Origin of the sequence: Georgenia thermotolerans, from assembly GCF_009193185.1 — a bacterium.
GTDB lineage: Bacteria > Actinomycetota > Actinomycetes > Actinomycetales > Actinomycetaceae > Georgenia > Georgenia thermotolerans.
Genome location: NZ_VUKF01000004.1, coordinates 1 through 22,451 on the forward strand (window position 1 = coordinate 1; position 22,451 = coordinate 22,451).

The 22,451-nt window shown below is 74.1% G+C and carries 20 protein-coding genes; 11 read left to right on the top strand and 9 right to left on the bottom strand.

Annotated features, from left to right (window positions below; all coding sequences use genetic code 11):
- The coding region (locus GD970_RS02630; protein ID WP_152200448.1) for a DUF4192 family protein at positions 1-553 on the bottom strand (553 nt) is incomplete at its 3' end.
- 97 nt (positions 554-650) lie between these two features.
- Here GD970_RS02630 and GD970_RS02635 point away from each other — a divergent pair.
- Positions 651-1,742 (top strand): polyprenyl synthetase family protein, encoded by a 1,092-nt coding sequence (locus tag GD970_RS02635; RefSeq protein WP_152200451.1) that lies wholly within the window; start codon positions 651-653, stop codon positions 1,740-1,742.
- A gap of 59 nt (positions 1,743-1,801) precedes the next feature.
- Here GD970_RS02635 and GD970_RS02640 read toward each other — a convergent pair whose 3' ends face one another.
- On the bottom strand, positions 1,802-2,173 hold the full coding sequence (locus tag GD970_RS02640) for an Rv2175c family DNA-binding protein (RefSeq protein WP_152200454.1): 372 nt from the start codon (positions 2,171-2,173) through the stop codon (positions 1,802-1,804).
- Positions 2,174-2,325: 152 nt separating this feature from the next.
- On the opposite strand from GD970_RS02640, the gene GD970_RS02645 reads away from it, so the two are divergent.
- Both GD970_RS02645 and pknB read left to right on the top strand, forming a co-directional pair.
- Complete coding sequence (locus GD970_RS02645; protein ID WP_226925102.1) at positions 2,326-3,582, top strand: lytic transglycosylase; 1,257 nt, start codon at positions 2,326-2,328, stop codon at positions 3,580-3,582.
- Between the two features lie 139 nt (positions 3,583-3,721).
- Positions 3,722-5,605, top strand: a complete 1,884-nt coding sequence (gene pknB / locus GD970_RS02650) for a Stk1 family PASTA domain-containing Ser/Thr kinase (protein WP_152200717.1) — start codon at positions 3,722-3,724, stop codon at positions 5,603-5,605.
- Positions 5,606-5,757: 152 nt separating this feature from the next.
- On the opposite strand, the gene GD970_RS02655 is transcribed toward pknB, so the two are convergent.
- From GD970_RS02655 to GD970_RS02670, 4 genes are all read right to left on the bottom strand, one after another.
- Positions 5,758-6,279 carry a molybdopterin-dependent oxidoreductase gene (locus GD970_RS02655; protein WP_152200719.1) on the bottom strand — a complete coding sequence of 174 codons (522 nt, stop codon included), beginning with the start codon at positions 6,277-6,279 and terminating at the stop codon, positions 5,758-5,760.
- 87 nt (positions 6,280-6,366) lie between these two features.
- Positions 6,367-7,719, bottom strand: coding sequence for a class II 3-deoxy-7-phosphoheptulonate synthase (locus tag GD970_RS02660; RefSeq protein ID WP_152200456.1), 1,353 nt, complete (start codon positions 7,717-7,719; stop codon positions 6,367-6,369).
- 110 nt (positions 7,720-7,829) lie between these two features.
- On the bottom strand, positions 7,830-9,053 hold the full coding sequence (locus GD970_RS02665) for a pyrophosphate--fructose-6-phosphate 1-phosphotransferase (protein ID WP_152200458.1): 1,224 nt from the start codon (positions 9,051-9,053) through the stop codon (positions 7,830-7,832).
- A gap of 84 nt (positions 9,054-9,137) precedes the next feature.
- A complete protein-coding gene (locus GD970_RS02670; protein ID WP_193314872.1) occupies positions 9,138-10,046 on the bottom strand; it encodes a lysophospholipid acyltransferase family protein in 909 nt (302 codons plus the stop codon).
- 95 nt (positions 10,047-10,141) lie between these two features.
- On the opposite strand from GD970_RS02670, the gene GD970_RS02675 reads away from it, so the two are divergent.
- On the top strand, positions 10,142-10,750 hold the full coding sequence (locus GD970_RS02675) for a hypothetical protein (protein ID WP_152200462.1): 609 nt from the start codon (positions 10,142-10,144) through the stop codon (positions 10,748-10,750).
- A gap of 22 nt (positions 10,751-10,772) precedes the next feature.
- Here the strand turns inward: GD970_RS02675 and GD970_RS02680 are convergent, their stop codons facing one another.
- Positions 10,773-11,711, bottom strand: coding sequence for an ROK family glucokinase (locus tag GD970_RS02680; RefSeq protein WP_152200464.1), 939 nt, complete (start codon positions 11,709-11,711; stop codon positions 10,773-10,775).
- A 159-nt stretch (positions 11,712-11,870) separates the two neighbouring features.
- Between GD970_RS02680 and GD970_RS02685 the strand changes: the two genes are divergently transcribed.
- The 3 genes from GD970_RS02685 (at position 11,871) to GD970_RS02695 (ending at position 15,975) form a co-directional block, all read left to right on the top strand.
- Positions 11,871-13,703, top strand: coding sequence for an AMP-dependent synthetase/ligase (locus GD970_RS02685; RefSeq protein WP_152200466.1), 1,833 nt, complete (start codon positions 11,871-11,873; stop codon positions 13,701-13,703).
- A 179-nt stretch (positions 13,704-13,882) separates the two neighbouring features.
- Positions 13,883-15,661, top strand: a complete 1,779-nt coding sequence (locus GD970_RS02690; protein ID WP_152200468.1) for a DEDD exonuclease domain-containing protein — start codon at positions 13,883-13,885, stop codon at positions 15,659-15,661.
- A gap of 35 nt (positions 15,662-15,696) precedes the next feature.
- A complete protein-coding gene (locus GD970_RS02695; protein WP_152200471.1) occupies positions 15,697-15,975 on the top strand; it encodes an Lrp/AsnC family transcriptional regulator in 279 nt (92 codons plus the stop codon).
- 83 nt (positions 15,976-16,058) lie between these two features.
- On the opposite strand, the gene trpD is transcribed toward GD970_RS02695, so the two are convergent.
- Together trpD and GD970_RS02705 are read right to left on the bottom strand one after the other, a co-directional pair.
- Entirely contained in the window at positions 16,059-17,135 is a 1,077-nt protein-coding gene (trpD, locus tag GD970_RS02700) for an anthranilate phosphoribosyltransferase (RefSeq protein WP_226925104.1), read from the bottom strand.
- Positions 17,132-17,566: a response regulator transcription factor gene (locus GD970_RS02705; RefSeq protein ID WP_152200474.1), complete on the bottom strand. Its 435-nt coding sequence runs from the start codon at positions 17,564-17,566 to the stop codon at positions 17,132-17,134. The genes trpD and GD970_RS02705 overlap by 4 nt, the downstream gene beginning before the upstream one ends.
- 349 nt (positions 17,567-17,915) lie before the next feature.
- On the opposite strand from GD970_RS02705, the gene ctaE reads away from it, so the two are divergent.
- The 4 genes from ctaE to qcrB all read left to right on the top strand — a co-directional run bounded on the left by ctaE (position 17,916) and on the right by qcrB (position 22,239).
- Positions 17,916-18,557 carry an aa3-type cytochrome oxidase subunit III gene (ctaE, locus tag GD970_RS02710; RefSeq protein WP_152200476.1) on the top strand — a complete coding sequence of 214 codons (642 nt, stop codon included), beginning with the start codon at positions 17,916-17,918 and terminating at the stop codon, positions 18,555-18,557.
- 69 nt (positions 18,558-18,626) lie between these two features.
- Positions 18,627-19,409, top strand: coding sequence for a cytochrome bc1 complex diheme cytochrome c subunit (gene qcrC, locus GD970_RS02715; RefSeq protein WP_152200478.1), 783 nt, complete (start codon positions 18,627-18,629; stop codon positions 19,407-19,409).
- Complete coding sequence (gene qcrA / locus GD970_RS02720; protein WP_152200481.1) at positions 19,406-20,464, top strand: cytochrome bc1 complex Rieske iron-sulfur subunit; 1,059 nt, start codon at positions 19,406-19,408, stop codon at positions 20,462-20,464. The genes qcrC and qcrA overlap by 4 nt, the downstream gene beginning before the upstream one ends.
- Before the next feature lie 50 nt (positions 20,465-20,514).
- Positions 20,515-22,239 carry a cytochrome bc1 complex cytochrome b subunit gene (gene qcrB / locus GD970_RS02725; protein ID WP_152200725.1) on the top strand — a complete coding sequence of 575 codons (1,725 nt, stop codon included), beginning with the start codon at positions 20,515-20,517 and terminating at the stop codon, positions 22,237-22,239.
- Positions 22,240-22,451: the final 212 nt, after the last annotated feature.

Genomic DNA, 22,451 nt, shown 5'->3' on the forward strand with positions numbered 1-22,451 from the left:
CCGCGCGGGCCGCGGTGCGCCGGGCGGGCCCGTCCGGCAGCCGGGAGACGCCCAGGTCCGCGCGCCGCGGCGCCGCGGCCAGGCCCTCGAGGACGAGGGCGGCGGCCGCCGCCGAGGCCTCGAGCTCGGCCAGCGGCCGGCCCCCGGGCGGGCAGCAGCCGCAGTCGAGATGTCCCCAGCCGTCCGGGCCGACGACCCAGGGGGCGAGGCGCACCCAGTCCAGCGCCGCCTCGATGGTGGCGAGGGCGGCGCCGAGCGCGGCGTCGTCCGCCCGCGCGGCCTGGGGCAGGTCGGTGTAGACCACGGCCGCGACGTCGCGGGCGCCGTCGCGCCGCATGGCGTCGGCGATGGTGGCGGCGACGGCCGGGCCGGCGTGGGGATGGGCGAGGTGGGCGATGTCGGCCCGCGCGATCAGGCCGGTCTCACCGCGCCCGGCGGCGTTGGGGGTCAGGCCGAGAAGCACGACCGAGCGCTCGGGGTGGAAGCCGAGCCGGTAGGGCACGTAGGCGATGAGGTCACGCGGCTCGCGCAGGCGGATCCTGGTCTTGTCCATGTCTCATCGCACCGCGTCCGTCCCGCCGCCCGCTGGCGGCCTGTGGACAGGCCTCGCGGATTCTGGCCCCGCGGTGCCGCGCCCGTAGGCTCGTGCCATGCCTGCCTCCCCCGCCGACGTCCGCGACCGCGTCTCCGAGCGGGTGGTCGCCGCCCTGGACGAGCACACCGCCCACTTCGCCGAGGCCGGCGCCCCGCTGCTCGACTTCCTGGCCCCGGCGCGCAGCCTGCTGGGCGGGGGCAAGCGGCTCCGCGCGCAGCTGTGCGCGGCGGGGTGGCTGGCGGCCGGGGGCGCCGCGGACGCCACCGCCCTGCGGCCCGTCGTGCTGGCCGGGTCCGCGATCGAGCTGTTCCAGGCCACCGCCCTCGTGCACGACGACGTCATCGACGGCTCCCTGACCCGCCGCGGCCTGCCGGCGGCCCACCGCACCTTCGCCGCCGAGCACGCCGCCCAGGACTGGCTCGGCAGCCCCGACGACTACGGCCAGGCCGCGGCCATCGTGCTCGGTGACCTGCTCCTCGCGGTCTCCGCGATGGAGTTCGAGCGGGCGCGCGCACTGGTCGCCCCCGCGGCGGGTCTGCGGGCCCGGGAGATCTACGACGTCATGACGGCGGAGGTGGCGCTGGGCCAGTACCTCGACATCCGCTCCCAGGACATGCCCTGGGGCAACGACGCCGACGCCGCGGTCCAGCGGGCGCTGCAGGTGGTCCGCCACAAGTCCGCCCGCTACTCGGTGGAGCACCCCCTGCTCCTCGGCGCGGCGCTCGGCGGCGCGGACGACACCCTGCTGGCCGCGCTCAGCGCCGTCGGGCTGCCCCTGGGCGAGGCCTTCCAGCTGCGCGACGACGAGCTGGGCGTCTTCGGCGACCCGGCGGTGACCGGCAAGCCCGCCGGGGACGACCTGCGGGAGGGCAAGCGGACCGTGCTGCTGGCCATGACGATGGGCCGCGCCGACCACGCCGAGCGGGAGCGGCTGCGCGCCCGGGTGGGCCGGCCGGACCTCACGGCGGCGGAGGTGGCGGAGTTCCAGCAGGTCATGCGCGCCACCGGCGCCCTCGACGCGCACGAGGCGCTCATCGCCCAGCGGCGCGAGGCGGGGATCGCCGCCCTGCACGCCGCCGCGCTCCCGGCCGCCGCGACCGCCCGGCTCGAGGAGCTCGCCGACGCGCTGACGACGCGCGCCGCCTGACGCACCACGGCGGCGGGAGCGCCGGCTTCCTCAGAACGCCGGCGAGTGCGCCTGCTCGCTCAGAACGCCAGCGACAGCGCCGCCCGGCGCACCGCGTGGGTGTTGCCCTCGCGCAGGGCGTGGATCGGCGTCGTGCCGAGCTCGTCGTTGGGCGCGTAGAGCCAGCGCAGCGACTCGACGTCGTCGTACCCGGAGTCGGCGAGGAGCGTGAGGGTGCCCTGCAGGGACGCGAGCACCGCCGGGCGGTCGCCCTCGCCGGACCGGACGAGCAGCTCCGCCGGTATCGAGGCGGCCGCGTTGGGACCGTGCGGGACGGCGAGCAGGCGCCGCTCCTTGAGCATGGCTCGCACGTCGCGCTGGCGGAGGCCGAGCAGCTCGGCGACCTCCGGCACCGAGTACCAGGCCGCGGGCTCGTGAGGGGCAGCAGACATCTGTCCAGCCTAAGACGTTGCGCCGCTGAACCGGTTGTCGCGGGCCACTGGTGTCGCTACCGTCACTTCCGCCACACCAGCAACATCGCCCGTACCGCCCGTCCAGGCTGGGCCGCGCGCCGGCTCCGTCCCGCACGTCCCATGGAGGCTCGATGTCGAAGGCCGAGAGAACCCGCAAGGCCCCCGCCCGGGCGAGCCGCGCAGGCATGGGCCTGGCCCTCGCCGCCGCCACGGCCGTCGGCGTCGCCGTGCCGGCCGGGCACGCGCACGCCGCACCCGCGCCCGCCCCGTTGCACCGCGGCGCGGCACTGCCCACGACCGGCCCCGGGGCGCTCGCACGGGCCACCGCCCCGGCCGCCGGTCTCCCGGCGGCCCTCGGGACGAGCCTGCCCGCCGCGGCTCCGCAGATGACCTACCAGGTCCGCCCCGGCGACACCGTGACGCACATCGCGCGGCGCACCGGCACGTCGGTGGCCGCGATCGTCGCCGCCAACGGCCTCGACGCCACGGCGCGCATCCGCGCCGGCCAGATGCTGCGGATCCCCTCCGCGGCGTCGTCGACGGGCACCCCCGCGGGCGCCACGGCCGGCACCCACCGGGTCGCCGCCGGGGAGACCGCGTCCGGCGTGGCCAAGCGCTACGGCACCACGGTGGCCGCGCTGATCCAGGCCAACGGCCTCGACCGGCGCGGCCTCATCTACATCGGCCAGACCCTGCAGATCCCCGGTGGCGCGGCGTCCGCCGCCACGCCCGCCACGTCCTCGGGCAGCTACCGGGTGCGCGCCGGGGACACCGTCACCGCCCTGGCCCGGAGCTGGGGCACCACCGTGGGCGCCGTCGTCGCAGCCAACGGGCTGGGTGCCGACGGGCGCATCTACGCGGGGCAGACGCTGAAGGTCCCGGGCGGCGCCGCCCCCAGCGCGCGGCTGGTGGGGAGCACGTTCGCCGGGCGCACCTACCCGGACGCGACCGTGAACGCCGCGAACGCCAACAAGGCGGCGCTCCTGGCGCGCGGGGTGCCCTCGCGGGCCACGATGCAGGCGACCGTGGCCCAGGTGGCGCGGGCCATGGGGGTCGACCCCGCCCTGGCCCAGGCGCACGCCTTCCAGGAGTCCGGCTTCAACCACACCGCGGTCTCCCCCGCCAACGCGGTCGGGACGATGCAGGTCATCCCCTCCGCCGGCGCCTGGGCCTCCCAGCTGGTCGGTCGCCCGCTCGACCTGCTCGACCCCTACGACAACGTCGTCGCCGGGGTGGCGATCATCCGCCAGCTCGGGCGGATCAGCCCGGACACGGATGCGGCGATCGCCGGCTACTACCAGGGCGCGGCGTCGGTGAAGCGCAACGGGATGTACCCCGACACCCAGCGTTACGTCGCGGCGGTGCGCGCCCACATGGCCCGGTTCTGACGGCCGCCGGGGCACCCCGCGGCGGCCGGTCGCGGCGCCGATGCCCCCGGCGCCTGTTGGCAACGACACGGCCCGGCGCCGGAGATCGCCCGACCCGGCCAAGTAGGCTTCGCCTGTGGATACCACCGCCCTCGATCCGATGATCGGCCAGCTGGTCGACGACCGGTACGAGGTGACCGCACGCATCGCCCGCGGTGGCATGGCGACCGTCTACCGCGCGGTGGACCGCCGGCTGGAGCGGACCGTGGCGGTGAAGGTCATGCACCCCCACCTGGCCGAGAGCCCCGACTTCGTGGCCCGCTTCCGCCGCGAGGCCCGCGCCGCGGCCCGGCTGAGCCACCCCGGCGTCGTGGCCGTGCACGACCAGGGCCTGGCGGGCGAGGCCAGCTACCTGACGATGGAGTACGTCGACGGCCCCAACCTGCGCACCGTGCTGCGCGAGCGGGGCCCGCTGCCGCTGGGCGAGGCGCTCCGCCTCGTCGAGCAGGTCCTCGACGCCCTGGCCAGCGCCCACCGCGCGGGGCTCGTGCACCGCGACATCAAGCCCGAGAACGTCCTGCTCACCCCGGAGGGCCGCGCCAAGGTGGCCGACTTCGGCCTGGCGCGGGCCGTGACCGAGGCGACGGCGGCCACCACCGGCACCGTGCTGGGCACCGTCGCCTACCTCGCCCCCGAGATCGTCACCGACGGGCGCGCGGACCTGCGTGCCGACGTCTACGCCGTCGGCGTGCTGCTCTACGAGCTCATCACGGGGACCCAGCCCTTCACCGGCGAGGCCCCCATCCAGGTGGCCTTCCAGCACGTCAACTCGGCCGTGCCCGCCCCGTCGACGGCGGTGCCCTGGCTGCCGGTCGAGGTCGACGAGCTGGTCGCCGCGCTGACCGCGCGCGACGCCGACGAGCGCCCGCAGGACGCCGGCGCCGCGCTGGCGCTCGCGCGCCGCACGCTCGACGCGCTCGACCCCGCCGTCCTCGCCCGCCGGGCGGACGCCCCGGCCGGCGCGCCGGCCTCCGCCGACCCCGACGCCACCCGCGCCACCGAGGTGCGCCCCGGACACGGCACGGTCGCCCTGCCGATCGGTGCGATCGGCCCCGCTCCGGAGCCCACCGCGGCGCCGGAGCGCCGGCGCCGGCGCGCGTGGCCGCGCCTGCTCGTCGCGCTGCTGGTCCTGCTCCTCGCCGCCGGCGCCGGGGCGCTGTGGTGGTTCCAGGTCGGGCCCGGGGCCACCGTGCCCGCCCCCGACGTCGTCGGCCGCAGCGAGGACCAGGCGGTCGCCGCGATCAAGGACGCCGAGCTCGTCCCGGTCGTGGCCCGCACGCACCACGACACCGTTCCCGAGGGGCAGGTCATCAGCACCGACCCCCGCGCCGGCGACCAGGTGCGCAAGGGCGGCGAGGTGAACATCTCGGTGTCCGAGGGCATCCTCACCCTCGAGGTGCCCGAGGTCGCCGGCAAGTCCCAGGCCGACGCCCAGGCCGCGCTCGACAAGGCCGGGCTGCCGCTCGGCGAGGTACGCGAGGAGTACCACGACACCGTCGCCAAGGGCACCGTCATCTCCTCCTCCCCCGGCGCCGGCGAGGTGGTGCCGCACACCACCGCGGTCGACCTCGTCGTCTCCGCCGGGCGCCAGCCCGTCGACCTGCCCGACGTCACCGGCAGTACCCGCGACGAGGCCGCGGCCGCCCTCGAGGGCGCCGGCCTGACGGTCGGGGACGTCACCGAGCAGTTCTCCGACAGCGTCCCCGCGGGCACGGTCATCAGCCAGGCGCCGACGGCAGGCAGCGCCCAGCTCTACCGCGGCGACGCCGTCGCCCTGGTGGTCTCCAAGGGGCCCGAGCTCTTCGCGGTCCCCGACGTCGTCGGCCAGCAGGTGCGCGAGGCCCGGTCAGCGCTCGAGGGCGCCGGGTTCACGGTCGAGGTCCACGAGGTGCTCGGTGGCTTCTTCGGCACGGTCCGGGCGCAGGACCCGGCCGCCGGGACCATGCTCCCCCGCGGAGGGCTCGTCAAGCTCACCGTCGTGTAGGCCCTGACCGGTTCACGGTCCCGGTGGCGAGGCCGGTCCCGGTGGCGAGGCCGGTCCCGGTGGCGAGGCCGGTCCCGGTGGCGAGGCCGGTCCCGGTGGCGAGGCCGGTCCCGGTGGCGAGGCCGGCGCCGTGACGTGAGCCGGCGGCGGCGTCACTCCTGGTAGGAGTAGCGCTCCTCGCGCCAGGCGTCGCCGCGCAGGTGGTAGCCCCGCTCCTCCCAGAACCCGCGCTCAACCTCGGTGAGGTAGTTCCACCCCCGCAGCCACTTCGGGCCCTTCCAGGAGTACAGGTGCGGGACGATCAGGCGCAGCGGCCCGCCGCGCTCGTCGCTCAGCTCGGCGCCGTCGCGGTGGGTGGCCAGCAGCGTGCGGGCCGAGACGAGGTCCTCCAGGCGCACCGTGGCGCTGTAGCCGTACTCGGCGAACACGAGGACGTGCTCGACGTCGGGGCGCGGGGGCGCGAGCTCGACGACGTCGCGGGCGAGGATCCCCGACCACCGCTCGTCCACCGACGACCAGCCGGTGGCGCAGTGCAGGTCGGCGACCACCTCGTGCCGCGGCAGGGCGGTGACCTCCGCGAAGGTGAAGACCTGCTCGGCGCCGTCCTCGCTGGCCCCGCCCACCGTGAAGCGCCACCGCTCGGGCCGCCGCCGCGGCACCGGCCCGTAGTGCATCACCGGGGCGGGCGACACGGGCCGCTGCCCCGGCGGCAGGTGCCGGTCGGCGGGCAGGGACGTGACGTCGTCGTCGCGCACGGCTACCTAGTGGCCGCGGAGCATCTCGGCGACGTCGAAGGCCATCTCCAGCGACTGCTGGTGGTTGAGCCGCGGGTCCACGAGGGTCTCGTACCGGCTGGCCAGGGCGGCGTCGTCGACCTCCTCGCTGCCGCCGAGCACCTCGGTGACGTCGTCGCCGGTCAGCTCGACGTGCAGCCCGCCCGGCACGGTGCCCAGCGCCTGGTGGACCTCGAAGAACCCGCGCACCTCGTCGAGGATCGTGGCGAGCTCGCGGGTCTTGTACCCCGACGGGGAGGTGATGGTGTTGCCGTGCATCGGGTCGCACACCCAGGTCACCGGGCGGCCGTCGGCGGTGACCCGCTCGACCAGGCCCGGCAGCACGTCGCGGATCCTGCCGGCGCCCATGCGGGTGATGAACGTCAGCCGGCCGGGCTCGCCCTCGGGGTTGAGCTTGTCCATGAGGGCCAGCGCGTCGTCCCCGCTGGTGGTGGGGCCGAGCTTGACACCGATGGGGTTGCGCACGCGGGAGAGCAGGTCCACGTGGGCGCCGTCGGCCTGGCGGGTGCGCTCCCCGATCCACAGGAAGTGCGCCGAGGTGTTGTACGGGTCGCCGGTGCGCGAGTCGATCCGGGTGAGGGCGGCCTCGTAGTCGAGCAGCAGCGCCTCGTGGGAGGAGTAGAAGTCCACCGTCTTGAGGGCCTCGAAGTCCACCCCCGCGGCGTCCATGAACCGCATCGCGCGGTCGATCTCCGCGGCGAGCACCTCGTAGCGGGCGTAGGCGGGGTTGGACATGAACCCGCGGTTCCAGTCGTGCACCAGCCGCAGGTCGGCGTACCCGCCCTGGGTGAAGGCCCGGATGAGGTTGATGGTGGTGGCGGAGTGGTGGTACGCGCGCAGCAGCCGCTCGGGGTCCGGGGTGCGCGAGGCGGCGGTGAAGGCGTGGCCGTTGACCGCGTCGCCGCGGTAGACCGGCAGCGTCACCCCGTCGCGGGTCTCGAGGTCGCTGCTGCGGGGCTTGGCGTACTGCCCGGCCATCCGGCCCAGCTTGACCACGGGCACCGACGCCCCGTAGGTGAGCACGGCGGCCATCTGCAGGATGGTGCGGATCTTGTTGCGGATCCGGTCCGCGGTGGACTCCGCGAAGGTCTCGGCGCAGTCGCCGCCCTGGAGGACGAACGCCTCGCCGCGGGCCGCGGCGGCCATCTTCTGGCGCAGGCTGTCCGCCTCGCCGGCGAAGACGAGCGGGGGCCACTCGCGCAGCTCGCTGGTGACGGCCTCCAGCGCGTCGGCGTCGGGCCAGGTCGGCTGGTGCGCCGCCGGCATCGCGCGCCAGTGCTCCAGCCCGGCCAGAACCTCGTCAGTTGCCTCGATGCTCACCGGGCAAGGATAGGTCGCCCGCGGGCGTGCCCCGGACCGCGTCCATCCCCCGGGAACGACGGCGCCCCACCCGTCTCGGGTGGGGCGCCGTCGGGCGGGGGCGGGGGGCGTCAGTGCGCGGCGGCCGCCGCCCGGACGTCCTGGCCGATGCTGCCCATGAGGTCGCGGAACCAGTCCTGGTCGATGTCGAACGCCTTGCCGCCGGCGATGCGCGGGAACGGAACGGCCTTGAGGCGGTCGCCGTCCTCCTCGTCGTGACCGATGACGCCGGACTCGCCGCGCAGCGCGCACTCGACGGCCAGGTCCGTCATGGACTGGATGAGGCGCAGGTCCTCGGCGTTGGCGCGCGAGGAGCGGGAGAAGTACCCGGACTTCTGCACCATGACCTTCTCGGCGCCGATCTTCTCGGCGAACTGCTTGGCGAACCAGGCGCCGGGGTTGATGGTGTCGAGCTTCACGTGGCCGAACGGGTCGCGCTGGACGTCCTCCCCCTTGGCCTCGAGCTCGGCGACGATCTCCGGCACGCCGGCGCCCTCGGACAGGAAGATGTTGACGTTGCCCTGGCGGTCCATGACGCTGCGCAGCCGGTCGGCCTCGCCGTCGATGCCGATGGTCATCTCGGGCAGGAACACCGCGTGGATGTCCCAGCGCTCCCGGCTCAGCCCGATGCTGGGCACCCACTCCTGGGTGTCGAGCCAGCGGCGGTAGGCGCGCGCGGCGGCCGCCGTCAGCCACCCGCAGTGCCGGCCCATCACCTCGTGGACGATGAGCATGCGCGGGTTGACCCGGTGCTCGCCGATGATGTTCTGCGCGAACTCGCTGGCCTCCTCCGCCGCGGTCCAGGCGCCGAGGGACTGGCGGATGGGGATGATGTCGTTGTCGATGGTCTTGGGCAGGCCGACCACGGTGAGGTGGTAGCCGTTGTCCTCGAGGTAGGCGGCCAGGTCCGCCGCGGTCGTGTTGGTGTCGTCGCCGCCGATGGTGTGCAGCACGTCGACGCCGTCGGCGCGCAGCTGGTCGGCCGCGACCTTGAGCGGGTCCTCGCCCTCCTTGACGAGCCCGCGCTCGACCAGGTCCTTGGCGTTGGTGAGCTTGACGCGGGAGTTGCCGATGGGGCTGCCGCCGAACCGGTGCAGGATCCCCGCGTGGCGGCGCGCCTCGTCGTCGACGACGACGGAGGTGCCCGTGAGCAGGCCGTGGTAGCCGTGCTGGTAGGCGATGATCTCGACCTCGGGGGCGATCGCCGTGTAGCGCTCGATGAGGCCGCCGACGGCGGAGGACAGGCAGGGGGCGAAGCCTCCCGCGGTGAGCAGGGCGACACGACGGACCGACATCGAGAACCTCTCGTTCATGGCAAGGGGCGTCGCCGCGGCGTCCGGCCGCGGCCTGATCGGGCCGCTGCCCGACCTGCCTCCATCCTATGGGGCGCCCGCCGGGACGTCCGGGCCGGTGCTCAGCCGGGCGTCCGTGCTGTCCTGGGCGGCGGGGCGTTCCGCCGGCGCTGTCGCGCCGGGCTCCGGCGTCGTCCCGGCCTCGGCGCCGAGCTCGCCGTCCGCCGGGACGGGCACTGTGACCTCGGGCACCGGCCGCCCGCCGGGGGCGCCGACCGGCGCGGCCGCGGCCGCCGCGGCCACGGCGTCCTGCTTCTTGCCCGGCTCCTTCTTCGCCGCCGCCAGGCGCGTCTTCATCGTCGCCGCGTAGATGTCGACGTACTCCTGCCCCGACAGGCGCATGAGCTCGTACATGATCTCGTCGGTGATGGCGCGCAGCACGAAGCGGTCGTTCTCCAGCCCGCGGTAGCGGCTGAAGTCCAGCGGCTGGCCGACGACGATGCCGATGCGGTGCAGCTTGGGGATGCGCTTGCCGATGGGCTGGGCGACGTTGGTGTCGATCATCGCCACCGGGATGACGGGGGCACCGGACTCCAGGGCCAGGCGGGCCACCCCCGTCTTGCCGCGGTAGAGCCGCCCGTCGGGGCTGCGGGTGCCCTCGGGGTAGATCCCGAACAGGCCGCCCTGACGCAGCCGGCGCAGCCCGGTGTGCAGCGCGGCCTCGGAGGCCTTGCCGCCGGAGCGGTCCACCGGGATGGTGCCCACCCCGCGCATGAACGCGGCGACGAACCGGCCCTTGAGGCCCCGGCCGGTGAAGTAGTCCTGCTTGCCGAGGAAGACGACCTCCCGGCTGATCATCAGCGGCAGGAAGAAGGAGTCGATGACCGCGAGGTGGTTCGAGGCCAGGATGGCCGGGCCCGAGCCGGGAATGTTCTCCGCGCCGCGGATCCACGGCTGGTAGAAGACCCGCAGGATCGTGCCCAGCGTCGCCTTCATGAACCGGTAGAACACTTCTGGTCACCCTCCGCACTGGGCCGCAAGCCGCCGACCGCACTGCCTGCGGCATCCGTCCTCACTCTAGAGTGCTCGTTATGGCAGGACCTACCCGTGACGGCGACTCGAACTCGCTCGACGACGACACGGTCGCCGCGCGCTGGGCCGAGCTCACGGCCTCGCTCGGGGAGCTCCACGTACCCGCGGAGATGGACGACGACGGGCGCGCCGGGCCCGTCGGCACCAGCCCGGACACCGCCGGCGGGGCGCCCCAGAACCGCCCGGGCAGCGGGTTCCCGGGCACGGGCGACGACGGCGCCGGTGCCCGTCCGGCGGGCGCGGACCGGGACGCCGGCGACGGCGCACCCGACGCGCCCCCCGCGCTCTCGACGGGCCCGAGCGGGCCGCCGTCGGCCCAGCCGCCCGGCCCGCGTGACTACTCCCCCGCCGAGGAGGACGACGAGGGCTACGAGCCGCCCGACCCCGAGCCGCTCACGCACGCCGACCCGGCCCTGACCCTCGGCTGGGTCGCCGCGCTGGGCTCGGTGCTGGTCGGCATCGTGCTGTCGCTCGTGTGGCGCCCGGTGCCCACCGGCATGCTCGCCGTCCTCGGCCTGACGCTGCTCGGCGGGGTCGGGCTGCTGCTGTGGCGCATGCCCGACGGGCGCGACGACGACCACGACCCCTCCGGCGGCGCGGTCGTCTGACGCCCCGCTCGCCGGGGGCCGGTCAGGTGCGCGCGAGGTCCGCGGCCCCCACGATCCCCGCCTCGTTGCCCAGCTCGGCCAGGTGGATCGTCAGCTCGCCCCGGAAGCCGCGGGCGGTGAGGTGGCGGTTGAAGGACTCCCGCGCCGGTTCGAGGAGGAGGGCCCCGGCCTCGGCGACGCCGCCGCCGATGACCGCCATCTCCGGGTCGACGATCGCGGCGAGGTCGGAGATGCCGGCGCCGAGCCAGGCGCCCAGCTCCGCGAGCAGCTCGATCGCCAGCGGGTCGCCCGCCTGCGCGGCCTGCGTGACGTGCGGGCCCTTGATCTTCTGCCCGGGCCCGCCGGCGAGCTCGATGATCGCCCGGGCGCGGTCGGGGTAGGCGACGGCGGCCGCCCGGGCGGCGCGGGTCAGCGCCCGGCCCGAGCCGTACATCTCCCAGCAGCCCTCGTGCCCGCAGCCGCAGTAGCGGCCGCTGGGCACCATCTGCATGTGGCCGATCTCCCCGGCGGCCCCGAACGCCCCTCGCAGGAGCCGGCCGTCGACGATGATCGCGCCGCCGAGCCCGGTGCCCACGGTGAGCATGACCATGCTCTCGGCGTGGCGGCCGCGGCCGAAGCGGAACTCGGCCCAGCCGGCGGCGTTGGCGTCGTTCTCGATGACGATGGGCAGGTCGATGCCGGGGGCGAGCCGCTCGCGCAGCGGGTAGTCGCGCCAGGCGATGTTCGGCGCGAACACCATCCCGTCCCGCTGCGGGCTGACGTAGCCGGCGGCGGCCACGCCGACGGCGGCGACCTGGTGCTCGGCGCGCAGCTCGTTCACGGCGCGGATCACGGCGCTCTCGATGGCGACCGGGTCGGTCGGGTCGGTGTCGTAGCGCCGCTGCGCGCGCACGACCCCGGCGTCGTCCACCACCCCTGCCGCGATCTTCGTGCCGCCGATGTCCACGCCGATGGCGTCCATGCCCCACCCTCTCGTCGAATTCCTGCTGCCCCGATGCTCCCGGGTCCGGCCGCCCTGGGGGGTATCGCCACGCCGGGCGTCCCCAACCCGCGCCAGGTCACCGGATCGGGCCGGTACGCTGTCGCGACCTGCACTGATCCGCCTGCCGATGGAGACAGCATGGACGAGTTCCGCATGCCGCGCCGGGTCGAGGTCGACCCCGGGCGCAGCATCACCGACTACCTCGTCGACCACGCCCGGCTCCGGCCGCAGCAGGTGCTCTACGAGGAGCAGGTCGACGGGGCCTGGGTGGCGCACGACGCGGCATGGACCCTCGCCCGGGTCGAGGAGCTCGCGAAGGGGCTCATGGCGGCCGGCATCGAGGCCGGGGACACCGTGGCGATCATGTCCCGCACGCGCCTGGAGTGGACGCTGCTCGACCTGGCCGCCTGGCACGCCGGCGCCGTGCCGGTCCCGATCTACGAGTCCAGCTCCCCCGAGCAGGCGCACTGGATCCTCTCCGACTCCGGCGCCCGCGCCGTCGTCGTCGAGAACGCCGACAACGCCGCCACGGTCGAGGCGGCCCGGGAGGTCGACGGCGGCCTGCCCCGCCTCGGCCCGGTCTGGCGCATCGACGACGGCGCCCTGGCCACCCTCACCGAGCTCGGCCGCGACGTGCCCGACGCCGCCCTCGAGGCCCGGCGGGCCGGGGTCGGCCTCGACGACCTCGCCACGATCATCTACACCTCCGGCACCACCGGGCGGCCCAAGGGCGCCGAGCTCACGCACGGCAACTTCGTCGTCCTCGGGCTGGAGGCCATCGAGGCCATCCGCGAGGTCTTCGAGCAGCCGGGCGCCCGCTCGCTGCTCTTCCTGCCGCTGGCTCACGTCTTCGCCCGGTTCGTCGAGGTCCTCGTCCTCCTCGCCGGCAAGCCGCTGGGCCACACCCCGGACACCAAGCAGGCCGTGGCGGACTTCGCGACCTTCCGCCCGACCTTCATCCTGTCCGTGCCGCGGGTGTGGGAGAAGGTCTACAACGGCGCCGAGCAGAAGACCGGCGGGGGCCTGAAGCTGCGGATCTTCCGCTGGGCCGCCCGGGTGGCCATCGCCTACTCCCGCGCGCTCGACGCCGGCGGCCCGCGCCCGGCCCTGGCCCTGCAGCACCGCCTGGCCGACAAGCTCGTGCTCAGCAAGATCCGGGCGGCCATGGGCGGGCAGGCGACCTACGCCGTCTCCGGCGGCGCCCCGCTCGGGGAGCGGCTGGGCCACTTCTACCGCGGCCTCGGCCTCACCGTCCTCGAGGGGTACGGGCTGACCGAGACCACCGCGCCCACCAACGTCAACCGGCCCGAGAAGATCAAGATCGGCACCGTCGGCCCGCCCCTGCCCGGCACGGAGGTCCGGATCGCCGACGACGGCGAGATCCTGGTCCGGGGCGTCCCCGTCTTCCGCGGGTACCACAACAACCCCGAGGGCACCGCGGCGGCGATCGCGGACGGCTGGTTCCACACCGGGGACCTGGGCTCGATGGACGAGGACGGGTACCTGCGGATCACCGGCCGGAAGAAGGAGATCATCGTCACCGCCGCCGGCAAGAACGTCGCGCCGGCCCCGCTGGAGGACTCCATCCGGGCCCACCCGATCGTCTCCCAGTGCGTCGTGGTCGGCGACCACCGCCCCTTCATCGCCGCCCTGCTCACCCTCGACGCCGAGATGCTGCCCGGGTGGCTGGCCAACCACGGCCGCCCGGCGCTCACCGTCGAGCAGGCCGCGGTCGACCCGTTCGTCCGCGAGCACATCCAGCTCGCCATCGACCGGGCCAACGCCAAGGTCTCCCGGGCCGAGTCCATCCGTCAGTTCCAGGTCCTCACCACCGACTTCACCGTCGAGAACGGCTACCTCACCCCCTCGCTCAAGGTGAAGCGCGACACGGTGCTCGCCGACCACGCCGACACCGTGGACGACCTGTACGCCGGCGCGGCGGCGCAGCGCGCGGCCGAGGCGGCCAGCTGAGCCGGTAGGCGCCGCACGGGCCCGGGGCGTTCCGTCCCGGGCCCGTCTCGTCGGGTCGCGCCGGCGGCGCACGATGGCCACGCCCCGGCCGGCTCGTCACGCATGCCGGCGCGCGGCGGGCCGGCCACGCCGGGGCCGCCTCACCGGCGATGTCGGTGCCCGGACGTAGCGTGCCGCCCATGCAGCGCTCGCTCCTCGACGTGGCCCCCGGCGGCCGTCTCCCGCTCGACGACGCCACCCGCGCGGCCACCGGGCGCGGCACCCCGGTCCAGCTCGGCCTGGACGACCTGGGCACCCCGCTGCACGAGGTGACCTTCGTCGTCGTCGACCTCGAGACCACCGGCGGCTCGCCGGCCGGCGCGGAGATCACCGAGATCGGGGCGGTGAAGGTGCGCGGCGGGGAGGTGCTCGGCGAGTTCCAGACCCTGGTCAACCCCGGCGTGCCGATCCCGCCGACCATCACCGTGCTCACCGGCATCACCAACGCCATGGTCATCCAGGCGCCGCCGATCACCGAGGTGCTGCCGGCGTTCCTGGAGTTCGCCGGCCTGGACCGCGGCACCGTCTTCGTCGCGCACAACGCCGGCTTCGACGCGGGCTTCCTGCGCCACGCCACCGAGCGGATGGGGCTGACCTGGCCGCGCCCCCCGATCGTCGACACCGTCAAGCTCGCCCGGCGGATCGTCACCAAGGACGAGGCGCCCAACCACAAGCTCGGCACGCTGGCGGCGCTGTTCTCCACCGCGGTGACCCCGGACCACCGGGCGCTGCACGACGCGCGGGCCACCGTCGACGTCCTGCACGCCCTGCTCGGCCGGCTCGCGCCGCTGGGCGTCACGCACCTGGAGGACCTGCGCACCGCCGCCGACCCGGTGCCCCACGGGCGCCGGCGCAAGGCGACGATGGCCGACGGGCTCCCCCGCACCCCGGGCGTGTACCAGTTCGTCGGCCCGGACGGGAAGGTGCTCTACGTGGGCACCGCGGTCGACCTGCACCGCCGGGTGCGCAGCTACTTCACCGCCGCGGAGAAGCGGGCCCGCATCGGCGAGATGCTCGACATCGCCACCGGCGTGCGCACGGTCCCCTGCGCCACGGTGCTCGAGGCCCAGGTGCGCGAGGTCCGGCTCATCGCCGAGCTCGACCCGCCGTACAACCGCCGCTCGCGCCGCCCGGAGCGGCGCCCGTGGCTGCGGCTCACGGACGAGCCGTACCCGCGGCTGAGCGTGGTGCGCCGCCTGCCCGCGGGCCACCTCGGGCAGGCGCTGGGGCCCTTCACCTCCCAGCGGGCCGCGACCGAGGCGCTGGAGGCGGTCCAGGAGGCGGTGGCGGTGCGCCGGTGCGGCACCCGGCTGCCCCTCGTGCCTCGCCCGGCCGCCACCGCCTGCGCGCTGGCGGAGATGGGGCGGTGCGGGGCCCCGTGCACCGGCGGGCAGGACGTCGCGGCCTACGCCGCCGTCGTCGCCGGCGCCCGGGCCACGCTCGGCGCGGACGTCGACCATGTCGTCGCCGTGCTGCACGGCAAGATCCGCCAGCTCGCCGCCCAGGAGCGCTACGAGGAGGCGGCGACCCAGCGCGACCGGCTCCACGCGCTGCTCGCCGGCGCCCGTCGCAGCGAGCGGCTGCGCCCGCTGGTGACCACCCCGGAGCTCGTCGCCGCCCGGCGCCGGGACGCCGGGGGGTGGGAGCTGGTGCTGGTGCGCCACGGTCGCCTGGCCGGCACCGCGGTGGCCCCGCGTGGTGCGGACCCCATGCCGGTGGTGGCGGCGCTGCGGGCCAGCGGCGAGGCGGTGCCCGCCCCCGAGACCGCCTGCGGGGCGGCCCCGGTCGAGGAGAGCGAGCTGGTCGCCGGGTGGCTGGAGCAGCCCGGGGTGCGCCTGGTCCATCTGGAGGAGGGCGAGGTGCCGCTGGCGTGCCCGGTGCGCGGGGCGGCACGACACCCCCTGCCGGCCAGAGGATGATGGGGGCGAGATTTCCGAACACTCAAGGAGCGAACATGCTGACCGCCATCGTGCTCATCGACGCCGACGTCGCCCGCATCCCCGAGGTCGCCCAGGAGGTGGCGGACCTCGAGGGCATCAGCGAGGTGTACTCGGTCACCGGTGACGTCGACCTCATCGCCATCGCCCGGGTGCGCGAGCACGAGGACCTCGCCCGGGTCGTGGCCGACCACGTCGGCAAGGTCGAGGGCGTGCGCGGCATGAAGACCTACATCGCCTTCCAGGCCTACTCCCAGCACGACCTCGAGCAGGCGTTCCACATCGGCCTGGACTGATTCCCGGCCGCCGGGCCCCGGACGCGCCAGTGCCCCGGCCCTCGGAGCCGGGGCACTGGCGCGTCCGCGGGTGGCCGGCTGGGTCAGCGCGTGGCGGGCTGGGTCAGCGCGACCCAGCGCTGCAGCACGTCGGCGGCGGCGCCGGAGTCCAGCGACCGGGCGGCGTGCTCGAGGCCGGCGGCGAGGCGCGCGTTCAGCGGCGCGTCGCCGGAGGTTCCCGGCAGGGAGCCCTCGGCCACGAACGCGGCGGCGGCGTTGAGCATGACGGCCTCGCGGACGGGGCCGCCCCGGCCGGCCAGGACCTCGCGGGCCACGCCGGCGTTGTACGCCGCGTCCTTGCCGCGCAGGTCCGCCACCGTCGCCGGCGCGAGGCCGAGCTCGGCCACGGCGTCCAGCGTGTGCGCGGTGACGGTTCCGTCCCGGACCTCCCAGACCTCGTTGAGCGCGGTCGTGCTCAGCTCGTCGAGCCCGTTCTGGCCCCGGAAGACCAGCGCGCTGGCCCCCCGCTCCGCGAGCACGCCGGCCACCAGGGGCGCCGCGGTCGCGTCGGAGACGCCGATCGCGCCCGCGCGCGGGCGGGCGGGGTTGGTCAACGGGCCGAGCAGGTTGAACGCGGTGCCGATCGCCAGCTCCTTGCGGGTGACGGCGGCGTGCCGCATCGAGGGGTGGAAGAGGTTCGCGAAGCAGAAGGTGATGCCGAGCTCGGCGAAGACCTGCTCCACGCGCGGGATCTCGAGGTTGAGGTCCACGCCGAGGGCCTCGAGCACGTCCGCCGAGCCGGAGGAGGAGCTCGACGCGCGGTTGCCGTGCTTGACCACGCCCACGCCCGCGCCGGCGATGACCAGCGAGGCCATGGTGGAGATGTTCACGGTGTGGAGGCGGTCCCCGCCGGTGCCGACGATGTCGACCACGTCGGAGGGCACGTCGATCGGCAGGGCGTGGTCGAGCATCGCGTCGGCCAGGCCGCGCAGCTCCTCCACCGTCATGCCCTTGGTCGCCAGCGCGGCGAGGAACCCCGCCAGCACCGTCGGGGAGGTGAGGCCCTCCATGACCTGGTCCATCGCCCAGGCCGTCTCCGCGGTGGACAGGTCGTGCCGGTTGACGAGCTGCACCAGCAGCCCCGGCCAGGTCGGTTCGGGACGGTGCAGTCCCGCACTCACTTGGCGACCTGCTCGCGCAGCAGGCGGGCCACCGCCTCCTGAAGCTCGATCGGGTCGAGCGGGGCCGGCACGATGGCGTCGGCCTCCGCCCAGGTGGCCAGCCACGCGTCCTGCGGCCGCCCGGTGAGGATGAGGACCGGCGGGCAGTTGTAGACCTCGCTCTTCAGCTGGCGGCTCACCGCCATGCCGCCGACCTTGGCGGCCTCGCCGTCGAGCACGAGGAGGGCGAAGTCGTGCTCCGCCACCTTCTGCAGCACGCCCGCGTGCGTGGCGGCCTCGGTCCAGCGGATGCGGGGCAGCCCCTTGGCGGCGCGCCGGCCCACGCCCTCGATCACCGCCCGGCGGGTGTCGACGTCGTCGCTGTAGATCAGCAGGTCGACCGTCGCCGTCTCCTCCGCCGTTCGGGCAGATGCGGTCTCGATGCTGGTCATCCTCGTCCTCCAGGCAGGGTCCGCGGCGGGCCCCGGGGGCCGCCGGCATGTGTGGTCACGGGCGGCAGGCGCGCACGTCACCGTCCTGAGGGCCATGGTAGTGGTCACAGCCTCGGACCCCGGCCGCCGCCACCGCGCGGGTCCCCAACGCCCCGGCCGCCGCGCCCGCCGCACCCCTCATCGGCCCGCACCACGCCGCTCGGACCGGACGAACCGGACACCGTCGGGGCGGGACCAACGTCGCGGATGGATGACCTTTTCCCGGAACTAGGCTCATCACGGGCGATCCGGCGACGCGCAGGGCCGGACAACTGGCGATTCGACCTTCGACCTGGGCCATAATGACAGCGTGTCGTCAACCACTGCTGCTGCCCCGAGTGCTGCCCACGTCTCGGTGACGAGACCGAACGTCTTGTCGGTCGGTGTCATCGTCTGGCTCTCCAGCGAGCTGATGTTCTTCGCGGGCCTGTTCGCCATGTACTTCACGCACCGATCTGTCGCCGGCCCGGAGGCGTGGGCCGAGGCCTCGAGCGTGCTGAACTTCCCGTTCTCGGCCACGAACACCACGATCCTGGTGCTCAGCTCGGTCACCTGCCAGATGGGCGTCTTCGCCGCCGAGCGCTTCCAGGCCTCGCGGACCGGCTCGCTCCTCAACGTGGCCCGTTGGGGAATGATCGAGTGGTACACGCTCACCTTCGTCATGGGCGCGATCTTCGTCGCCGGTCAGGTGACGGAGTACACCGAGCTGGTCGAGCACGGGGTCACCATCGCGTCGAGCTCCTACGGCTCGGTCTTCTACATCACCACCGGCTTCCACGCCCTGCACGTCATCGGCGGGCTCATCGCCTTCCTGTTCGTCCTCGGTCGGGCCTTCACCGCCCGGCGCTTCGGCCACCTCGAGGCGGGCAGCGCGGTCGTCACGTCGTACTACTGGCACTTCGTCGACGTCGTCTGGATCGCCCTGTTCTTCATCATCTACGTCCTGCGATAGCGGGCGGGCCCGTCACAGGGCTCACCGCCATCCGCCCGCCCCACCCAACCCGAACGAGGAACCACCATCGTGAAGGCACTCGCCGCCAGCAGAAGGAGCCGGTACGCACCGGCTGTCCTTGTGCTGCTCGCCCTGATCCTGACCGGCGCGCTCTACGCCGTGCTCGCCCCCCGCCCCGCGGAGGCGCAGCCCACGGCCAACGCGCAGGACATCCAGCAGGGCAGGGCCCTGTTCCAGGCCAACTGCTCCACCTGCCACGGCCTGAACGCCGAGGGCACCGACGTGGCCCCCTCGCTCATCGGCGTGGGCGCGGCGTCGGTCGACTTCCAGGTGTCGACCGGCCGCATGCCGATGGCGAACAACTCGCCGCAGGCCGAGAAGAAGACGCCGCAGTTCAACGAGGAGCAGACGGCCCAGCTCGCGGCCTACGTGGCTTCGCTCGCCCCCGGGCCCGCGGTGCCCAGCGCGGACCGGGTGGACCCCGCCGGCGGCGACCCGGCGAAGGGCATGGCCCTGTTCCGCACCAACTGCGCGATGTGCCACAACGCCGTCGGCGCCGGTGGCGCGCTGAGCGAGGGCAAGTACGCCCCGGCCCTCTACGAGTCGACGCCGACCCAGATCTACGAGGCCATGCTCACCGGCCCGCAGTCCATGCCCGTGTTCAACGAGGCGAACATCAGCCCGCAGGGCAAGCAGGACATCATCGCCTACCTGGTGGAGCAGCGTGAGCCCTCCCCGGGTGGCGCGAACCTCGGGTCGCTCGGACCGGTGTCCGAGTTCATCTGGGCGTTTGTCATCGGCATCGGCGGCCTCATCGGCATGGCCGTGTGGATCGGAGCGAGGTCGTCGTGAGCATCAACCAGTACAACGCCACCCGGGCGCCGGAGGTCCCGGACCGGTTCGAGAACCCCGGGCTCGAGGAGCACCTCCCCCGGCTGACCGACGTCGACCCGGCGGCCAACAAGCGGGCCGAGCGCATCGTCGTCCTGCTCTTCACGCTGTCGATCCTCGCCTCCATCGGCGCGCTCGTGGGCTACTTCGCCCTCCCGCTCGACAACACCGTGGGCAGCGTGCGGATCTCGACGATCGTGCTGGGCACCGGCATCGGCCTCGGCATGCTCGGCATCGGCGTCGCCGCCATCCACTGGGCCAAGGCGCTGATGAACAACGTCGAGCGGGTCGAGCTGCGTCACCCGCAGCGCTCCGACGACGAGACCCGCGAGGTCGCCGCGCAGATGATGGTCGACGGCGTCAACGACGCCGGCATCGCCCGCCGCCCGGTGCTCAAGGGCGCCCTGGCCGGCGCCGCGGCCCTGGCCCCGCTGCCGATCCTGGTTCCGCTCGTGGGCAACCTCGGCGGGGACTGGAACGTCTCGAAGTTCCGCCACACCATCTGGGGGGACACCCCCGAAGGCACCTACGGCACCCTCCCCGACGGCTCCAAGGGCCGCCGGCTCGCCCGTGACCCCGAGGACACGCCCATCAAGGCCTCGGACGTCACCATCGGGTCCGTCTTCCACGTCATCCCCCAGGGGCTGACCGAGGGACAGCCGGACTACTACGAGGAGAAGGCCAAGGCCGTCGCCCTGCTGATCCGGCTCGACCCGCGCGTCCTCAAGGAGCGCCCGGAGCGGGCGGACTGGTCCTACGACGGCATCGTCGCCTACTCCAAGATCTGCACGCACGTCGGTTGCCCGGTGGCGCTCTACGAGCAGCAGACCCACCACCTGCTGTGCCCGTGCCACCAGTCCACGTTCGACGTCGCCGACGAGGCCAAGGTGGTCTTCGGCCCGGCCAAGCGGCCGCTGCCGCAGCTGCCCATCGCCGTCGACACCGAGGGCTACCTCGTCGCACGCAGCGACTTCAACGAGCCGATCGGCCCGAGCTTCTGGGAGCGTCTCAAGTGAGCACCACCGCCACCCGCGCCGGCACCGGCGGGTACAAGCCGTCCAAGCCGATGAGGGCGACCGCCGACTACCTCGACAACAACGTCGGCGCCGGCAAGGCCGTCAAGTTCATCGCCCGCAAGATCTTCCCCGAGCACTGGTCCTTCCTGCTCGGTGAGATCGCGCTCTGGAGCTTCGTCGTGCTGGTGCTCACCGGCATCTTCCTGACGATGTTCTTCGAGCCGTCGATGCAGCACGTCACCTACCCCGAGGACGCCCTGCCCGCGTCGATGCAGGGCGTGGGCATGTCCGCGGCCTTCGCCTCGACGCTGCACCTGTCCTTCGAGGTCAAGGGCGGCCTGCTCATGCGGCAGATGCACCACTGGGCAGCCCTGCTGTTCATGGGCGGCATCGTCGTGCACATGTTCCGCGTGTTCTTCACCGGGGCGTTCCGCAAGCCGCGCCAGGTGAACTGGCTCGTCGGTTTCACGCTGCTGATCCTGGGCCTGCTCGCCGGCTTCTCCGGCTACTCCCTGCCCGACGACGTGCTCTCCGGCAACGGCCTGCGCATCGCCGACGGCGTGGCCCTCGCGATCCCGATCATCGGCACCTACGTCAGCTACGGCCTGTTCGGCGGCGAGTTCCCGGGCCACGACATCATCCCGCGGCTGTTCACCGTGCACATCCTGCTCATCCCGGGCCTGATCATCGCCCTGGTGACGGTCCACCTGATCCTCATGGTGGTGCACAAGCACACCCAGTACCCCGGGCCGGGCCGCTCCGACAACAACGTCGTCGGCTACCCCGCCTTCCCGGTCTACGTCGCCAAGATGGCCGGCTTCTTCTTCATCGTCTTCGGCTTCCTGGCGCTGATGGGCACGTTCATGTCCATCAACAACGTGTGGAACTACGGCCCGTACGACCCCTCCCCCGTCTCCGCCGGCGCCCAGCCCGACTGGTACATGCTCTTCCTGGAGGGCTCGCTGCGGCTCATGCCCGGCTGGGAGGTCGTCATCGGCGGCTACACGCTGTCGCTGAACATCCTCATCCCGGGTGTCATCGTGCCGGGCATCCTGTTCGGCCTGCTCGCGGTGTACCCGTTCATCGAGGCCGCCGCCACGCACGACAAGCGCGAGCACCACGTGCTCGACCGGCCGCGCAACGTCCCGGTCCGCACCGGCATCGGCGTCGCGATCATCACCGAGTTCCTCATCCTCGTGGCGGCCGGGTCGAACGACCTCATCGCCACGCACTTCCACCTGTCGATCAACGACATCACGTGGTTCTTCCGCGTGCTGTTCTTCGTCGGCCCGGTGATCGCGTTCATCATCACCAAGCGCGCCTGCCTGGCGCTGCAGCGCCGCGACCGCGAGCTCGCCCTGCACGGGTACGAGACCGGCCGCGTCGTCCAGCTCCCCAACGGCGCGTTCATGGAGGTCCACAAGCCGCTCGACGACTACGAGCGGTGGATCCTCGTCGCGCACGAGCCGCGCCGCCCGATCGAGATCGAGCCGGCCACGGACCGCAACGGCGTCGACCGGCCCGGGTACAAGAAGGACTTGCGCCGGCACAAGCTCTCCCGCTTCTTCTACGAGGACCGGGTCGAGCCCGTGACGCCGTCCGAGCTGGCCGCCGTGCACCACGGCGGCGAGATCGAGGGCGACGACGGCCCCGTGCACCAGGTGCGCGGCGGCGGCGTGCAGGTCGAGCTCGAGGCGCCCCGCGAGCACCACGACCCCGGCATCCCCGCCAGCAGCTCGGTCGCGGTCCTGGCGCGGTCCAGCCAGGACGACTGAGCGTCTCGCTGACGACGACGGCGGCCGGCTCCCTCAGGGGGCCGGCCGCCGTCGTCGTTCCCGCCGCTCCTGTCCGCCCGGCCGGCGACGGCCGTCGCCGGTCTCACCTAGCGAACACGCGGGAACAGGCCGCGACGGCATAGGTTGTCCCTTGTGACCGGGTTCATCCCGGGACGACACACCCCTGCCGGCGCCATCTCGGCGCGGGCACC

What these genes read in the sequence shown, in the direction of transcription:
- GD970_RS02675 (WP_152200462.1), top strand. Translation starts at nt 10,142, where the DNA reads ATGGCAGGACCTACCCGTGACGGCGACTCGAACTCGCTCGACGACGAC.
- GD970_RS02635 (WP_152200451.1), top strand. Translation starts at nt 651, where the DNA reads ATGCCTGCCTCCCCCGCCGACGTCCGCGACCGCGTCTCCGAGCGGGTG.
- GD970_RS02685 (WP_152200466.1), top strand. Translation starts at nt 11,871, where the DNA reads ATGGACGAGTTCCGCATGCCGCGCCGGGTCGAGGTCGACCCCGGGCGC.
- qcrB (WP_152200725.1), top strand. Translation starts at nt 20,515, where the DNA reads ATGAGGGCGACCGCCGACTACCTCGACAACAACGTCGGCGCCGGCAAG.
- GD970_RS02695 (WP_152200471.1), top strand. Translation starts at nt 15,697, where the DNA reads ATGCTGACCGCCATCGTGCTCATCGACGCCGACGTCGCCCGCATCCCC.
- GD970_RS02655 (WP_152200719.1), bottom strand. Translation starts at nt 6,279, where the DNA reads ATGCACTACGGGCCGGTGCCGCGGCGGCGGCCCGAGCGGTGGCGCTTC.
- GD970_RS02690 (WP_152200468.1), top strand. Translation starts at nt 13,883, where the DNA reads ATGCAGCGCTCGCTCCTCGACGTGGCCCCCGGCGGCCGTCTCCCGCTC.
- GD970_RS02705 (WP_152200474.1), bottom strand. Translation starts at nt 17,566, where the DNA reads ATGACCAGCATCGAGACCGCATCTGCCCGAACGGCGGAGGAGACGGCG.
- GD970_RS02645 (WP_226925102.1), top strand. Translation starts at nt 2,326, where the DNA reads ATGTCGAAGGCCGAGAGAACCCGCAAGGCCCCCGCCCGGGCGAGCCGC.
- pknB (WP_152200717.1), top strand. Translation starts at nt 3,722, where the DNA reads ATGATCGGCCAGCTGGTCGACGACCGGTACGAGGTGACCGCACGCATC.
- GD970_RS02680 (WP_152200464.1), bottom strand. Translation starts at nt 11,711, where the DNA reads ATGGACGCCATCGGCGTGGACATCGGCGGCACGAAGATCGCGGCAGGG.
- GD970_RS02640 (WP_152200454.1), bottom strand. Translation starts at nt 2,173, where the DNA reads ATGTCTGCTGCCCCTCACGAGCCCGCGGCCTGGTACTCGGTGCCGGAG.
- GD970_RS02665 (WP_152200458.1), bottom strand. Translation starts at nt 9,053, where the DNA reads ATGTCGGTCCGTCGTGTCGCCCTGCTCACCGCGGGAGGCTTCGCCCCC.
- GD970_RS02670 (WP_193314872.1), bottom strand. Translation starts at nt 10,046, where the DNA reads ATGAAGGCGACGCTGGGCACGATCCTGCGGGTCTTCTACCAGCCGTGG.